The organism is Halorubrum sp. JWXQ-INN 858 (assembly GCF_009806985.1).
In the GTDB taxonomy this organism is placed as follows: Archaea; Halobacteriota; Halobacteria; order Halobacteriales; family Haloferacaceae; genus Halorubrum.
The window spans coordinates 316943-332528 of record NZ_WUAX01000008.1 but is presented as its reverse complement, the minus strand read 5'-3'; the positions used below and the strand labels follow the sequence as shown (position 1 = coordinate 332528).

14 protein-coding genes are annotated in these 15586 nt (G+C 68.0%); 8 read left to right on the top strand and 6 right to left on the bottom strand.

Annotated elements, in window-relative coordinates:
- Window positions 1-178: 178 nt before the first annotated feature.
- Window positions 179-1159: a tripartite tricarboxylate transporter substrate binding protein gene (locus GRS48_RS06945; protein WP_159484886.1), complete on the bottom strand. Its 981-nt coding sequence runs from the start codon at window positions 1157-1159 to the stop codon at window positions 179-181.
- Between the two features lie 148 nt (window positions 1160-1307).
- Here GRS48_RS06945 and GRS48_RS06940 point away from each other — a divergent pair, with 148 nt between their 5' ends.
- Complete coding sequence (locus GRS48_RS06940; RefSeq protein ID WP_159484884.1) at window positions 1308-2105, top strand: enoyl-CoA hydratase/isomerase family protein; 798 nt, start codon at window positions 1308-1310, stop codon at window positions 2103-2105.
- A gap of 110 nt (window positions 2106-2215) precedes the next feature.
- Here the strand turns inward: GRS48_RS06940 and GRS48_RS06935 are convergent, their stop codons facing one another.
- Window positions 2216-3418, bottom strand: a complete 1203-nt coding sequence (locus GRS48_RS06935) for a CaiB/BaiF CoA-transferase family protein (RefSeq protein ID WP_159484882.1) — start codon at window positions 3416-3418, stop codon at window positions 2216-2218.
- 144 nt (window positions 3419-3562) lie between these two features.
- On the opposite strand from GRS48_RS06935, the gene GRS48_RS06930 reads away from it, so the two are divergent.
- The 5 genes from GRS48_RS06930 (at window position 3563) to GRS48_RS06910 (ending at window position 8429) form a co-directional block, all read left to right on the top strand.
- Window positions 3563-4645 carry a LeuA family protein gene (locus GRS48_RS06930; protein WP_159484880.1) on the top strand — a complete coding sequence of 361 codons (1083 nt, stop codon included), beginning with the start codon at window positions 3563-3565 and terminating at the stop codon, window positions 4643-4645.
- 53 nt (window positions 4646-4698) lie between these two features.
- On the top strand, window positions 4699-5343 hold the full coding sequence (locus tag GRS48_RS06925; RefSeq protein ID WP_159484878.1) for a UGSC family (seleno)protein: 645 nt from the start codon (window positions 4699-4701) through the stop codon (window positions 5341-5343).
- On the top strand, window positions 5340-6401 hold the full coding sequence (locus tag GRS48_RS06920; protein WP_159484876.1) for a hypothetical protein: 1062 nt from the start codon (window positions 5340-5342) through the stop codon (window positions 6399-6401). The genes GRS48_RS06925 and GRS48_RS06920 overlap by 4 nt, the downstream gene beginning before the upstream one ends.
- Complete coding sequence (locus GRS48_RS06915; protein WP_159484874.1) at window positions 6398-7240, top strand: DUF6282 family protein; 843 nt, start codon at window positions 6398-6400, stop codon at window positions 7238-7240. Before GRS48_RS06920 ends, GRS48_RS06915 begins: the two co-directional genes overlap by 4 nt.
- Window positions 7241-7322: 82 nt before the next feature.
- Window positions 7323-8429 carry a zinc-binding dehydrogenase gene (locus GRS48_RS06910; protein ID WP_159484872.1) on the top strand — a complete coding sequence of 369 codons (1107 nt, stop codon included), beginning with the start codon at window positions 7323-7325 and terminating at the stop codon, window positions 8427-8429.
- A gap of 132 nt (window positions 8430-8561) precedes the next feature.
- Here GRS48_RS06910 and GRS48_RS06905 read toward each other — a convergent pair whose 3' ends face one another.
- The 4 genes from GRS48_RS06905 to GRS48_RS06890 form a co-directional block, all read right to left on the bottom strand.
- On the bottom strand, window positions 8562-9890 hold the full coding sequence (locus GRS48_RS06905; protein WP_200840218.1) for an MFS transporter: 1329 nt from the start codon (window positions 9888-9890) through the stop codon (window positions 8562-8564).
- Window positions 9891-9961: 71 nt separating this feature from the next.
- Entirely contained in the window at window positions 9962-10753 is a 792-nt protein-coding gene (locus GRS48_RS06900; protein WP_159484870.1) for an enoyl-CoA hydratase/isomerase family protein, read from the bottom strand.
- A 284-nt stretch (window positions 10754-11037) separates the two neighbouring features.
- Complete coding sequence (locus GRS48_RS06895) at window positions 11038-12222, bottom strand: CaiB/BaiF CoA-transferase family protein (protein ID WP_159484868.1); 1185 nt, start codon at window positions 12220-12222, stop codon at window positions 11038-11040.
- 101 nt (window positions 12223-12323) lie between these two features.
- Window positions 12324-13451 (bottom strand): acyl-CoA dehydrogenase family protein, encoded by a 1128-nt coding sequence (locus GRS48_RS06890; protein ID WP_159484866.1) that lies wholly within the window; start codon window positions 13449-13451, stop codon window positions 12324-12326.
- Between the two features lie 482 nt (window positions 13452-13933).
- On the opposite strand from GRS48_RS06890, the gene GRS48_RS06885 reads away from it, so the two are divergent.
- Both GRS48_RS06885 and GRS48_RS06880 read left to right on the top strand, forming a co-directional pair.
- Window positions 13934-14698 (top strand): IclR family transcriptional regulator, encoded by a 765-nt coding sequence (locus GRS48_RS06885; RefSeq protein ID WP_159484864.1) that lies wholly within the window; start codon window positions 13934-13936, stop codon window positions 14696-14698.
- A 317-nt stretch (window positions 14699-15015) separates the two neighbouring features.
- Window positions 15016-15573, top strand: coding sequence for a carboxymuconolactone decarboxylase family protein (locus GRS48_RS06880; RefSeq protein ID WP_159484862.1), 558 nt, complete (start codon window positions 15016-15018; stop codon window positions 15571-15573).
- The last annotated feature ends 13 nt before the right edge of the window (window positions 15574-15586 follow it).

Genomic DNA, 15586 nt, shown 5'->3' with positions numbered 1-15586 from the left:
TCCCCTTCGCGTTAGCGCCTTCTGGTCTGTGTGGTCCTCGTCGTGGCCTCTCGCAGGCGGCCCGCGGTCGTCTTTCGGCGCGATTGCTGGCTCGACGCGACCGCTGGTCGGCGTTAAAAGTGAAAAGTGGAAGGTGGGATCCGTCCGTTCGCCGGCCGTCGACGGGTGGAGCGCCGGTTCAGCGCAGCTCGTCGAGGTCGATCTCCTCGTCGAGCGAGAACGCGTCGTCCAGCGCCTGCTGCGTCTCCTCGGGGCCGCGGAAGTACACCTCGTTTCCGGTGTCTTCGGCCCACTCCTGTACCGCTTCGGAGTTGACGGCCTCCTCGTAGCCGTCCGCCAGGATGTCGATGTGTTCCTGCGGGACGTCGGGGCCGACGGAGCACGTCCGCTGGATCGCGCCCGCGAAGTCGACGTCGGCCCACCCGGCGTCGGCGGTCGTCGGCAGGTCCGGGAACACGCCGGAGCCGGCGGTCGTCAGCGTCGCCACCATGTCGACGTTCCCCTCGGAGGCCGCGCCCGCCGCCGCCGAGTCCGTCGCGGTCCCCGCGGGGATCTCGCCGGACGCCGCCGCCTGCACGGTCGGGCCGGAGCCGTCGTAAACGACCCACGTCGACCACGGGACGTCGCCCGAGTCGCGCAGGTTGATCATCGCGACGTGGTTGGCCGCGCCGAGCGATCCGCCGAACTGTTCGATGTCGCCGTCCTCGTAGCGGTCGGCGAGATCGTTCGGGCCCTCGATCTCCAGGTCAGGGTCCGCGAAGATGACGTACGGCGTCTGGCCGTACAGACACACGCCCTGCAGCTGGGAGAGGTCCTCGTCGGTCGGGTTCAAGAGCCACGCGATACCCGCGGTGGGGAGCGTGTGCCCGACGTGGGTCCGCCCCTCGTCGTCAGCGGTGAACGCCTCGGTGATCCCCGCGATCGACTCCGCGCCCGGACGGTTCGAGAGCTGGATATCGGTGTCGAGCGCTTCGGCGACCTCCGGGACGATGGCCCGGGCGTAGTTGTCGGACCCACCACCCTCCCCGTAAGGAATGATGTGCGTGAGGCCCCCGGCGGGGAACTCGTCGTCGTCGTCGTCTCCGAGACAGCCCGCGAGGCCGACAGCCCCGGCCGCGCCGGTGTACTTGATGAACTCTCGTCTGTTAAACGCTGGCATACACCTGTCCCGTGTAGACCTTATGTATTAAAAATTGTGGTTGGAAGATCGTGTAGGTGATGGATCGTCGACTCCCCTCCCCCATTCGGGTCGAGCGGGCGACCGTTTGGGGAGTGGGTTTTTGTATCGGTTCGACGACCGTCAACCGATGACAGACGGATACACCGACCTCCGGTGGCGATTCGACGACGCCGACCGGATCGGACGGATCACGCTCGACCGGCCCGACTCGCTGAACGCGCTCTCCCCGGGGCTCCGTGAGGAACTCGTCGACGGGTTCGAACGGTTCCGCGAGCTGGACGCCGATCCCGGCCGCCCCCGCGTCGACGCGATCGTCCTCGACGGGGCGGGCGACCGGGCGTTCAGCGTCGGCGCGGACGTGAACGCGGGCGAGCGGACGCCGCCGGGCGTTAAACGGATCCGCCCGGAGTACACGCTCCCCGCCGAGCTGCCGATGCCGGTCGTCGCGGCGATCGACGGCTACTGTCTCGGCGGCGGGCTCGAGCTCGCGCTGGCGTGTGACTTCCGCGTGGCCACGCCCGACAGCGAGTTGGGGTTCCCCGAGTCGCGGCTCGGCATCCTCCCCGCGAACGGCGGGCTCCAACGACTGGCCGCCCACGCGGGGCCGAGCCGCGCGAAGGAGCTGGCGATGTCCGGCGCGCGGGTCGACGCCGGGACCGCCGCCGCGGACGGGTTCGTGGACCACGTCCGCGACGCCGACGCGTTCGACGGCTTCCTCGACGACTTCCTCGGCCGGATCGGGGCCGGCGCGCCGCTCGCGGTCCGCGCGGCCAAGGACGTCGTGAACGAGGGGCTCGGAACCGACCTCGAGACGGCGATCGCGTACGAACACCGCGCCTCGCGGGCGCTCAGGGGAACCCGGGACTACGAGGAAGGGACGTCGGCGTTCGGGACCGACCGCGAGCCGGAGTGGCAGGGTCGCTGAAGGCGGGGCGTGGGGAGTGGAAGACGGAGGCCCGGGCGTGGGAAGTGGAAGACGGAGACCCGGGCGTGGGAAGTGGAAGACGGCTATCTACGGGTTGCGGACCGCCCGCCTCAGATGACCTGTTCGTCCCGGAGTCGGTCGTACTCGTCGGGGTCCATACCGATCTCGTCCAGGTACACCTCCTCGTTGTGCGCGCCCGACTCCGGGCCGAGGTGGGACACCTCGCCGGGGGTGCGCGAGTACTTCGGGACGACGCCGTGGGTCTTGATCTCGCCGAGGTCCGGGTCGTCGACGGCGACGAGGTTCTCGCGGGCCTGGTACTGTGCGTCCTCGAAGATGTCGGCCATGTCGTAGATCGGGCCGACGATGGCGTCTGACGCCTCCATCACCTCGATCACCTCGTCGGTGGGGCGCGCCGCGGTCCACGTCTCGATGATCTCGTCGAGCTCGTCGACGTTGTCGAGGCGGTCGGCGTTCGTCTCGAACCGCGGGTCGTCGATCAGGTCCTCGTGGCCGATCGCCTCCATCACGTTCTCGTAGATCCGCTGGGAGGACGCCGACAGCGCGATGTGGCCGTCGGCCGTCTCGTACATGTTCCGCGGCGCGGAGTTCTCCGACCGGTTGCCGGTCCGCGCGGCGACGTGGCCCATCGAGTCGTACGCCTCGGGCTGGCCGATGAACATCCGGAACAGCGGCTCGTAGAGCCCGACGTCGATGACCTGGCCCTCCCCGCCGCTCTCGGCGCTCATCTCGCGCTCGAAGACGGCGTACACCGCGGACTGGGCGGCGTGCTGCCCGGCCGTGAGGTCGGCGAGCGGGATCGGGGGCAACAGCGGCTCGCTGTCGGGGAACCCGTTGCTGTGGGCGAACCCGGAGATCCCCTCGGCGACGGACCCGAACCCGGGCTTGTCCGACCGCGGCCCCGTCTGTCCGTACCCCGAGATACGAACCATCACGACCCCCTCGTTGACCGCCTTGAGGTCCTCGTAGCCGAGGTTCCAGCGCTCCATCGTCCCGGAACGGAAGTTCTCCAACACGACGTCCGCCTCGGCGACGAGGTCGAGTGCGACCGACTGGCCGTCCGCGGTCGACAGGTCGAGGGTGACACAGCGCTGGTTGCGGCCGAGCGACTTCCACCACATCGACTCGCCGTCGGTCCGCGGCTTCCACGCGCGGATCGGGTCGGGCTTCGTCGGGTGCTCGACCGAGATCACGTCCGCGCCGAAGTCCGCGAGCGTCGAGGAGGCGAACCCGCCGCTTATCATCGTGGTGAAGTCCACGACACGGAGACTGCTCAGTGGTCCTGCTGGCATGTGTACGTGAACGGAGTGCCCGACGGCGTAATATAGCTTGTGTCGTCCGGAGCGTGTCGCTCCGTCGGCGTGTTCTACGGCTTCCCGGGCCCGCGGATCCCGGCTACGCAAACGTTTATCACCGGTCGCGCGACTCGTTCCGGTATGCGAGTGAGCGACGTGACTCTCCGCGAGGGTGAACAGACCAGCGGCGTCTCCTACGACGTCGACCAGAAGATCGAGGCCGGCCTGCTGCTCGACCGGCTCGACGTCGACTACATCCAGGCGGGGTTCCCCGTCATCAGCGAAGCCGAACGTGAGGTCGTTTCGGAGCTGTCGGCGTCGACGGACGCGACCGTGACCGCGATGGCCCGAGCCGTCCCGGGCGACGTCGAGGCGGCGGCGGCGGCCGACGCGGACATGGCCCACGTGTTCGCGACCACCCAGGAGCGCCAGCTGGAGTACATGATCGGCAAGTCCCGCGAGGAGGTCCTCGAGAACTGGCGCGACGCGGTCGACCTCGCGTACGACCACGGGATGGGCGCCCGGATAGCCGCCGTCGACGCGTTCCGGACCGATATCGACCACCTCGTCGACCTGTACGAGCTGTTCGACGACGTGGACCTCGTCGGCTTCTCCGACACCGTCGGCTGCCGCACCCCGGAGTTCGTGACGGACCGGCTGCGCGAGCTGGAGGCGCGAGGCGTGGACCTCGAGCGCCTGAGCGTCCACTTCCACGACGACCTCGGGCTGTCGAACGCCAACGCGCTCGCGGCCGCCGGGCTCGGCGTCGGCAACGTCGACGTCAGCGTGGGCGGCGTCGGCGAGCGCGCGGGCAACACCGCCCTCGAGGAGTTCGTCGCCGCCACGGACGTCTCCGGGATCGGGTTGAACGTCGACGCCACGCAGGTCGTCCCGGTGTGCCGTGAGGTCCTCGACGTGCTCGGCGAGGAGTACGGGGTTCGGAAGGCCTTACTCGGCGACGAGGTGTACAGACACGAGTCGGGGCTCCACACCGGCGCGATGCTCGAGGACCCGTCCGTGTTCGAGCCGTGGGACCCGAGCCGGTTCGGCGCGAAACGGGAGCTGGTGTTCGGCCAGACGAGCGGTCGTCGCGCCGCGGTCGGTCTCCTCGAACGAGCGGACCGCGAGGTCGACGACGCGACGATCGAGGCGCTGCTCGCGGCGCTCGCCGAGCAGGGGCCGATGGGGCTCGACCCCGCGATCGAGCTCGCGCGCGACGTCTGAACGACGGCGCCGCGGCACAAACTTATATATTCGGCGTCCGCGCATATGTGGACATGCGTGCCAACACCACACGTAGCGAAGGCAGCCGCACGGTCGAACTGCTCGACCCGCGCGGCGAGGTCGAGTACGAGACGCTCCCGCTCGCGGAGCGCTTGGAGACGTTGGAAGGGGCGACGATCGGCCTGCTCGACAACTCCAAGAGCAACGCCGACGTCTTCTTGGAGGTCGTCGGCGACCGCCTCAAATCGGCGTACGGCGTCGCGGAGGTCGTCTACCGCCGCAAGGACAAGAGCCCGATCCCGGCGGACGACCTCGCGACCCAGCTCCACGACGCGTGTGACGCCGTCGTCAACGCGTACGGCGACTGCGGGTCGTGTACGTCGTGGTGCGTCTACGACAGCATCGACCTCGAGAAGAAGGGGACGCCCGTCGCGACGATCAACAGCGACGAGTTCGTGAAGCTGGGCCAGTCGGAGGCGCAGGCGCTCGGCATCCCGGGGCTCCCGCTGGTCCGCGTCGCCCACCCGATGGGCGACCTCCCGCGGGAGGACGTGGTCGAGCGCGCCGAGGGCGCGATCGAGGAGATCGTCCACGTGCTCACGACCGACCGCGACGCCCTCGAGGACGAGTACGCCGAGCGGTTCCTCGCGGCCGACGAGGAGCTGGCCGACGAGAGCCTCTACTGCCCCATCCGATGAGCGGGACCTTCGATTCGGAGACGCTGTCGGTCGACGGCGACTTCGAGGACGTCAACGACCACCTGTACCGACAGGGGATGACCGACGGACTGCCGGTGATCCCGCCGACCGCCGACCGCGTCGAGCGGATGTTGTCGGGGACCGCACGACCCGCGGACGAGTCGCTCGGCACGATCCCGCCGAAGTACGGCTCGGCGACCGTCGAGAAGGTCGCGATCAACGCCGTCATGGCCGGCTGTGAGCCCGCGTACATGCCGGTGCTGATCGCCGCGGTCGAGGCGATGGTCGAGGACGAGTTCAACCTGTACGGGGTCAACGCGACGACGCACCCGGTCGCGCCGCTCGTCGTCGTCAACGGCCCGATCGTCGAGGAGATCAACCTGAACTACGGCTACAACGTGTTCGGACAGGGATGGCGCGCGAACGCGACGATCGGGCGTGCGGTGCGGCTGCTGCTCGTCAACCTCGGTGGCGGCGAGCCGGGCGAGATGGACCGGGCGACGCACGGTCACCCCGGCAAGTACAGCTTCTGTATCGCGGAGAACGAGGGGCGCAACCCCTGGGACCCGCTGCACGTCCAGCGCGGGTTCGACGCCGACGAGTCCACGGTGACGGTGATGGGCGTCGAGGCCCCCCACGAGATCAACGACCACGTCAACGAGACGGCCGAGGGGATCCTCACGACCGCCGCGGACACGCTGGCGACGGTCGGCAACAACAACTCACACCACTCACACGGGGAGGTCTGTGTCGTCTTCGGCCCCGAACACGCCGGGACGATCGCCCGGAACGGCTGGAGCCGCGAGGACGTCCAGTGGTTCCTCTACGACAACGCGCGCAACAAGCTGGAGACGCTGGAGACGGTCGGGATCACGGGCAACTACACCTGGCACCACCGGTTCCCGACCGAGAACCGGGAGGCCATGATCCCGTTGACGGAGACGCCCGAGGACGTCACCGTGATCGTCGCCGGCGGCGCGGGCAAACACTCGATGGCGCTCCACTCGTTCGGCGAGACGCGTTCGGTTACCGTCGCGGTCGACGAGGGGGGTGCGTGACCGTGCTTCCCGACGGCGCGATCGACTTCCACGTCCACGCCGCCCCGTCGCTGTGGGAGCGGAAACACGACGTCATCGAGCTGGCGAACCGGGCGGTCGAGGCGAAGCTGGGGGGGTTCGTGCTCAAGAGCCACTTCTGGAACACCGAGCCGATGGCGGCGCTCGCGCGCGATCGCGTCCCCGACGTGGACATCCACTCGTCGATCGCGCTCAACACGTTCGTCGGCGGGTTCAACCCGAGCGCCGCCGAGCTCGCGATCGAGACCGGGGTGTCGGCGATCTGGCTCCCCACGTTCAGCGCCGCGAACTACACCACGGACCGCCCGTTCCCGTTCTCGGGCCAGGACCTCGTCGCGCTTGACGACGACGGCGACCTGCTCCCGGAGGTCCGCGCGGTGCTCGAAACCGTCGCGAACGCCGACCGCGACGTCGTCCTCGGCAACGGTCACCTCGGTCCCGACGACACGTACGCGATACTCGACGTCCTCGACGAGATGGGGGCCGACGTCCCGTACCTGATCACGCACCCCGAATCGGCGTTCATGGGGCTCACCCGCGAGGACCAGATCGCGTTCGCGGAGCGCGGGGCGTACCTCGAGAAGTGTTACCTCCCGGTGGTCAAAGGCGACGCGACCGTCGCCGAGATGACGGAGACGGTCCGGGCGGTCGGCGCGGAGAACTGCGTCCTCTCGACCGACTTCGGCCAGCCGGACAACCTCTCGCCGCCGGAGGGGCTCTGGGAGTTCGCGGAGCGGTTCGTCGAGGCCGGCCTCTCCGAGCGCGAGGTGGCGACGATGGCGCTCGACACGCCGTCGGCGCTGCTGGACGCGACGCGCTGACCGCCGCCGGCCGACATCGATCGCTGTTACATTTTCTCACGCACGCCAAGAGCTATGTGCCCGCTCGCGGAGATACGACGTAATGTACGCAGTCCTGTGTACTGACTTCGAGGAATCGACGGTCGGGGAGATCGAGACGCCGACGCCGGGCCCCGGCGAGGTCCGGATCGACGTCAGCCGCGTCCAGCTCAGCGTGACCGAGTGTCTGCTCTACCGCGGCGCGGACACCGCCCACGCCGACGAGATCGCCCGCCGACTCCGCGAGACCGATTCGGGGACCCAGCTGTTCGGCCACGAGTTCTGCGGCACGATCGCCGCCGTCGGCGACGGCGTCACGGGGTTCGCGGTCGGCGACCGCGTGTACGCGCCCGGCAAGATCCGCTGTGGCGAGTGCACCTACTGCCGGTCCGGACACGGGCACCTCTGTGCGGACGTCGTGAGCTTCGGCTACGACCTGCCGGGCGCGCTCGCGGAGTCCGTCGTGCTGCCCGAGGAACCGCTCTGTCGGCTCCCGGACGGCGTGAGCGACGCCGAGGGGGCAGCGATGCAGCCGATGGCGAGCTCGGTCCTCTGTGCGCTCGACGCGGGCATCGAGGCGGGCGACACCGTCCTCGTCGTCGGCGGGGGCGTGATGGGGTTCCAGTGTGCGATGCTCGCGAAGCGGTTCGGCGCGGGCGAGGCGTTCGTCAGCGACGTCCGCGACGCGCCGCTCGGCGTCGTCGACGACCACGGGCTCACGCCGATCGACGCGCGGACCGACGACCCCGCGACCGTCGTGCGGGACGCGACCGACGGCGTCGGCGCGGACGTGGTGTTCGAGGCGGTCGGCGGGAGCCTCGACCACGCGACCGACGGGAACGGACCGGTCGCGACGGCGTTCGACGCGGTTCGACGGGGCGGGACGGTGTTGCAGGTGAGCCACGTCGAGGGCGACGTCCCGATCACGCCTCGACTGCTCCGCAGCAAGTCGGTCCGCTGGGTGAACCCGCGGAAGGGGGTGATAGACGTCGCCCCGGACACGAACACCGGCGAACTGGCCGCATCGCTCGTCGCGAGCGGGGACGTCCCCATCGGCGAGTACGTCACCCACGAGCTCGACGGGTTGGCGTCGTTCGAGGAAGCGGTCGCGATCACGCTGGAGAAAGGCGAGTACGGGGCGCTCGGACCCGCACAGATGGTGCTGGAGTAATCGGCGTGGAACAGTCGGTCGTGGGGTAGTCGGTCGTGGAACAGCCGATCGTGAAGTAGTCGGTCGTGGAACAGCCGGTCGGCCCGAAACGGGCCTTCCGGCCTTTGGCCCCGGATTTTCGAGCCGCGCGGGTCAGTCCCGCCGCGGCAACAGCAGACTCATGAGGACGGCGAGGCCGCTGAACGCCGCGAGCATGAGGAACGCCTCGTCGAAGAACCCGGCGTCGGCGACGTAGCCGACGACGATCGCGCTGGTCGCGCCGAACACCATGTGTCCGGTGCGCAACAGCCCGAGGCCGGAGCCTTTCATGTCGTCGGGCAGCGCGTTGGCGATGTACGTCTGGGTCGCGGGCGTGAAGCCGAGCAGGCTGCTCAAAAGCACCGTCACGAGAACGAGCGGCACGAACCCCTCGACGTGCGTGAGCGTCACGAGCCCGGCGGTGATCAGCGACATGACGATCGCCAGCGTCGCCCGCGGACCGAGCGCGTCGTGGCTCGCGCCCGCGACCGGACGCACGACCAGCCCGAGCAGGAAGAAGAAGCCGAACAGCGTCGACGCGAGGCCGATCGAGAACCCCTTGATCTCCACGAGGTACGTGACGAAAAACGAGGTGAACCCCTGCCACGCGAAGAACGCCAGGAACTGGATCGTCGTCGCTACCAGGATCGGGCCGACGAGCACGTTCGTGACGATGTAGCGGATCCCCACGCCCCCGCCGCCGTCCGACCGCGCGTCCTCGCCCCGGCCGTCGACGGGGCCGTCCTCGTCGGCTTCTCCGTCGTCGTCTTTTCCGCCGTCGTCTTCTCCGTCGTGATCGTCGTCCGCTTCCTCGTCGAGCGATTCGCCCGCCGACGGGATGGCCCACCAGAGGACGGCGGTCATCGCGAGGAACAGCGGCACGGTGAAGCCGATCCCGAGCCGCCAGCTCGCGACCGCGGCGAGCGCGACGGCGATCGGCGGCAGGGCCGCGTTACCGATGTCGCCGGCCGCGAGCGTCAGCGCCACGGCGGTCCCGTCGCGTCGCGAGTAGATGTCCGTCAGGATCGTAAACCGGATCGTGCCGTACAGGGCGGTGCTGAACCCGAACAGCGCGGTCGCGACGAACAGCACCCGCCAGTCGGGCGCGAGCGCGACCCCGAGGATCGTCACCGCGGAGATCAGCGTGCTCCCCACGAGGATCAGTCGCGGTCCGAACCGGTCGCCGAGATAGCCGCCCGGGAACTGCCCGAGCGCGTACGCGTACCAGAGCACGGAGATGAGGACCCCCGACGTCGTCAGGGTCAGGTCGAACGCTCCACGGAACTCCGGGAGGAGCGCGGGGAAGACGAGCCGGACGCCGAGCGAGAGGAGCCAGCCGCCGGCGACGGCTGCGAGGATCCAGCCGCGACCGCCCCGGCGGAGGTCGGCCAGGATCGCGCCGACGTGTGTCGTTTGCCGACCGATCCAGCTCCCGTCGCTCACGACGGGGCCCTCCGGGCGCGACCGGCGACGACGCGGCCGGTGCTACGGGGACGGAACATTCGGGGCGGCGATCAGTACTCCCGGTCGAAGTCGGCTGCGCGCCCCTCGATGAGCGCGTCGACGGCCTCGGTGTGTTCGGGGTCGTTTACGCACTCCCACTGGGCGTCGAGCGCGGCCTGCGTGTACTCCTCGAAGCTGGCGTTGGTGTCGATGAGCGCCTTCGTGTTCCGCATGGCGATCGCCGGCTTGTCGCGGAGCTCGTTCGCGAGGTCGCGGGCGACGTCGATCGTCTCCGCGTCCGTGGCGATCTCGGCGGCGAGACCGATCTCCGCCGCCTCCTCGGCGCCGATGTCGCGACCGGTGAGGATCAGCTCCTTGGCCTTGCTCTCGCCGACCAGCCGGGGGAGCAGCCACGCGCCGCCGTCGCCGGGGACGAGCCCGATGTTGACGAACTGCTGGCGGAGGAACGCGTCCCCGTCCATCACGCGGAGGTCACACGCGAGCGCGAAGTCACACCCCGCGCCGACGGCCGGCCCGTTGACGGCCGCGACCGTCGGCTTCTCGCCGAAGTAGAGCAGCCGGTCGATGTTCTGTACCATCCACAGGTGTGCCCCGTAGGTGTGTTTCTTCTCGCGGTCCTCGCGGCCGTCCATCGACGTCACGTCGGAGCCGCTACAGAACCCGCGCCCGCGACCCGAGAGCACGACGACGTAGACGTCGTCGTCGTTCATCGCGCGTTCGAGCGCGTCGTTGAGCTCCAACAGCGTCGCTTCGTCGAACGCGTTCATGATCTCGGGCCGGTTCAAGAAGATCTCCGCTCGACCTTCCACGAGGTCGTAGTCGATGTTGTCGTACGTCGCCATGGCGGTCACAGGTCGCGGCGGCACATTAAACGTTGGGTCGGGGCCGTTCCCGCCGGCCGAGCGGGAGTCGCTCCCCCGTCGCTGCCTCTCTTCCGTCACCGCCTCTTCCCCATTATCGTGTCGACGACGGACACCGCGTCCGCGACGGCACTGCGTCCGCAACGGTACCGCGTCCGCGACGGCACCGCATCGGCGACGGCACCGCGTCCGCAACGGTACCGCATCGGCGACGGCATCGCATCCGCGACCGAACCGCGTCCGCAACGGTATCGTCCTCGTCGCGGTCAGTCGTCGCCGTTGATACGGCTGATCTCCTCCGGGGAGAAGCCGCCGAGCTCCGCGAGGACCTCGTCGGTGTGTTCGCCGAGGTCCGGGGCCGGTGTCACGTCGGGGTCCTCGCTGCCCGAGAACTTGATCGGCATCCCCGGGACGGGGATCTCCTCGCGGCCGAAGCTCCGGTTCTCCACGAAGTTGAGCATCCCGCGGTGGTCGAGGTGCTCGTCGTCGACGATGTCCTCGACGGTCTGGACGGGCGCACACGGGACGTCCAGGTCCAGCAGCACGTCGACGACGTCGTCCTTCCGTTTGCCCTCCAGCCACTCCTCGATCGCGGCGTCGATCGTGTCCATGTGCTGGGCGCGGGCGTACTTGGAGTCGTACCGCTCGTCGCCGATCATCTCCTCGCGGCCGATCAGTTCGGCGAGGCTCTCCCACTGGTGCTCGCTGATGCAGATGATCGCGACGTAGCCGTCGTCGACCTCGTAGACGTTGTACGGGGCGATCGCGAGCCCGGAGTGTTTGTTCCCCGTCCGCGGCGGTGCGTCGTTCTTCGACACCCACGAGGAGACGGGCGAGGCCAGCGTGGGATACATGCAGTCGAACATGCCGACCTCGACGTACTGTCCCTCGCCGGTGAACTCGCGGCCGTACAGCGCGCCGAGGATCCCGACGGCGAGGTGGATCCCGCCGAAGAAGTCACAGATCGCGGGGCCCGCCTTCACCGGATGGCCGTCCGGGAACCCGGTCGTGTGGATCGCCCCGCTCATCGCCTGGACCGTGAGGTCCATCGCGGGGTAGTCGCTGTAGGGGCCGTTGTCACCGTAGCCCGACCCGTGGGCGTACACCAGCCCGGGGTTGTTCTCGCTGAGGTCGTCGTAGCCGAGCCCGAGTGAGTCCATCGTCCCGGTCGAGTAGTTCTCCAGGACGACGTCGGCCTTCTCGGCCAGTCGGCGGAACGCGTCCCGCCCCTCCTCGCTCTTGAAGTCGAGGGTGATCCCGCGCTTGTTCGGGTTGAGGTACTGATACTGCGGCGGGACCCCGTCCTCGGTCCGCGTCCGGATGTTCTCCCCCCACGGCGGCTCGACCTTGATCACGTCGGCACCCATGTACGAGAGGATCATCCCACAGTACGGGCCCTGATAGATCTGCCCGAGGTCGAGCACTTTGACTCCGCTGAGCGGTTGGCGCATACCCGGTCATCACCGGTCAGTGGTAAAAAAGGTATCTCCCGACCGCGCCGTCGTCGCCCTCGCCGTCAGCGGTCCCGCCGCGGATCGGGGGACGGTCCCGCTCAGTTCAGGCCGTGTTTCTTCACGTCGCGGGCGATCATGTTCCGCTGGATCTCGACGGTGCCGCCGGCGATCTTCCAGCCGCGGACCCATCGGTAGAGGTACTCGATCGGCGAGTCCTTCATGTATCCGATCGCGCCGTGGATCTGCATCGCCTCGTCGATGACGTCCTGTCCCGCCTCGTTCGCTTTCACCTTCGCGATCGACGTCTCGAGCCGTGAGGGGTCGCTGTGGCGGGCGTTCGCCGCCGCCCGGTAGATCAGCAGCCGGGCCGCCTCGAGCTCGATCGCCATGTCCGCGAGCTTCCACTCGATCCCCTGGAAGTCGCCGATCGGCTGTCCGAACTGTTCGCGGGTCTTCGCGTGCGCCAGCGCCTTGTCGAACGCGTTGAGCCCGCAGGCGACACACATCATCGCGTTGTGGCAGCGCTCGACGTTGAACTCGATCAGCAGCTCCTTGAACGCCGCCTTGTCGTGGACGAGGAGCTGTTCTTCGGGGACGACCACGTCGTCGAAGTAGAGCTCGTACTGCTCGTGGCCGGCCATGTTCGTCGAGCCGTCGTCGAGCGTGAGCCCCTCGGTGTCCTTGTCGACGACGATCGCGCCGATGTTGTCGTCGGGGAACCGCGCGTACACGAGGAAGGCGGTGCATCGGTCGGCCTTCGTGACCCACATCTTCGACCCGTTGATCACCAGGTCGTCGCCGTCGTACTCGACGCTCGTCTGCATCGCCGCGGCGTCGGAGCCCGCCTGCGGCTCGGAGATCGCCACGGAGAGGACCTGTGTCCCCTCACAGACGTCGGGGAGGTACTTCTCTTTCAGGAAGTCGCTCCCCAGCTCGGCGATCACGCGCGGCGGCCCCATCGAGGACCGGGAAAGGACGTGTGCGGTGTCCGGGCACACCCGGCCGACGGCCTCCGTCGCGAGGAGCACCTCGACGACGGAGTAGCCGCCGCCCCCGTACTCGACCGGGAGTCCGATCCCGAGCAGCCCCTGTTCGGAGAGCGTCCGGAGGTTCTCCTCGGGGAACTCCGTCTCCCACGTGAACGCCGACTCGGCGAACTCGTTCTCGGCGATCTCGCTGGCCGTGTCGTAGATCAACTGCTGTTCGTCGGACAGTTGGAAGTCCATACCGAACCCTTGCAGTTGGTGGATATCAGGGTTTGGGTAGCAGCCCGCGACGTCGACGTCTCACGACGACGGTCGCGCGGCGTTTCAGAACATCATTATTTTTCAGGGGTGAAAAGTCACTCCTGTACGAACGCGAGTGATCAACGGGTCTTTTGCAGACATCTAGTATTATACGGCTATATTTTTCGACTCGTTGGAATAATATCGAACCATATCAATCAGACGGTTAATAAGGTGGCTTTACGCCTCCGAAAACGACAGTATCCGTCGGATACGCCGTGAGCGACGAACGAGAACACGCATCTGTCGGCCTCTCGGCGCTGACCTCGGGCGTTTCGTCCGCCCGTAGGGCGTGTGCTACTGACTCTCCTCCGTCTTTCTCAGAGCGAAATAGTACTCGATACAGTACTTCAGGGGTGAATATTTCGCCCACCTTTTTCGCAGTCGCGAATATTATATAGTCGGCCGTGTTATGGTCGTTCATGACCGACACACGCGGTTCGATCAAGGCGGTCGAGATCAGCCTCGACGTCGTCGAAACCCTCGTCGACCGCGACGGGGCCCGAGTCACGGAGGTCGCGGAGGCGGTCGGCATCGCGCCGAGTACGGCCCACAACCACCTCCAGACCTTGCTCGCGAACGGGTTGGTCCTGAACGAGGGGAGCGTCTTCTATCCGAGCCTACAGTACCTCGAGATCGGCGAGTACACCCGGAAGCGGAAGGCCGCCTATCGGAAGGCCCAGACCCGGGTCGAGTCGCTCGCGGCGGAGTCGGGGGGACGGACCCACTTCGTCGTCGAGGAGCACGGTCGCGGGCGGTACATGTACACCAATACCGGCGATCTCGCCGTCGAGACGTTCTCCGGGACCGGTTCGTCGTTCCCCCTCCACGCCGCGGCGGCGGGCAAGGCGATCCTCTCACAACTCCCCGAAGCGCGCGTCCGGGAGATCATCGACGAACACGGCCTGGAACGCCAGACGGAGAACACGATCACCGCCGAGGAGGACCTGTTCGAGGAACTGGCGGAGGCCCGGGAGACCGGCGTCGCGTTCAACATCGAGGAACACAACAAGGGGATCAGCGCCGTCGCCGCCCCCGTTCGAGACCCGAGCGGCGGCATCCTCGGGTCGCTCACCATCTCCGGTCCCGCACAGCGCTTCAAGGGCGAAACGATCCGTGAGGAACTCCCGAACACGCTGCTCGCGACGGTGAACGAGCTGGAGCTCGACATCGTCTACTCGAACTGAGGCGAGCCAGCACGCGCCCGCGAAACACGGCGTATTCCTGGAATTACAGTACTATGATTGTAAATCCTTGTTCGACGCCGGGCTCGTTCACGATCTCGGCCAACAGTGCTTTCACTCATTTGTCTTTTTCCGATTCTTACTTAGATCTCAACATATTCGCGGTTGACGGGGAGTGGATCGCCCCATCACTGGATCGGATCGTCGGATCGTCGGAACACTGGATCGGACCGTCGGACCGGACCGTCGGATCGATCGGGACGGAGCGAGTGAGAAGTAGAGGGGGGTTCTTATTCCCCGAGGACGACCGGACTGCCGACATGACACGACGGACGCCGCGAGTGCCCGAGATAACGTCGCGAGAGCAGGTCCCCGCGGGTCAACGCGATCGGTTCGATCGGATCGAGGAGAGCCGTGGGAGCGTCAGGGGGCCGTTCCGGCTCCTGCTCTACAGCCCGGAGATCGCCGACCGCGTCGGCCACCTCGGTGCGTACGTCCGATACGAGAGTGAGCTTCCCGATCCGGTCCGCGAGGTCGCGATCCTCACGACCGCCCGCGCGTACGACTGTGCGTACGAGTACGCCGCCCACGAGCCGATCGCTCGCGAGGCCGGCGTCGACGAGGGGTCCATCCGCGCGATCGCCCACGACGAGCCGCTCGAGGGCCTCCGCGAAGTCGACGCGGCCGTCGTTCGGTTCGGGCGCGAGCTCCTCGGCGACAACCGCGTCTCGGACGACGCGTTCGACGCCGTTCACGACCGGTTCGGGACGGCTGGCGTGACCGAGCTCGTCGCCACGTTCGGCTACTACGGGATGCTCGCCACGGTCCTCAACGCCTTCGAGATGCACCCGGACGCCGACGCGCCGGCGCTCCCGTAGCCGACTCAGGGCG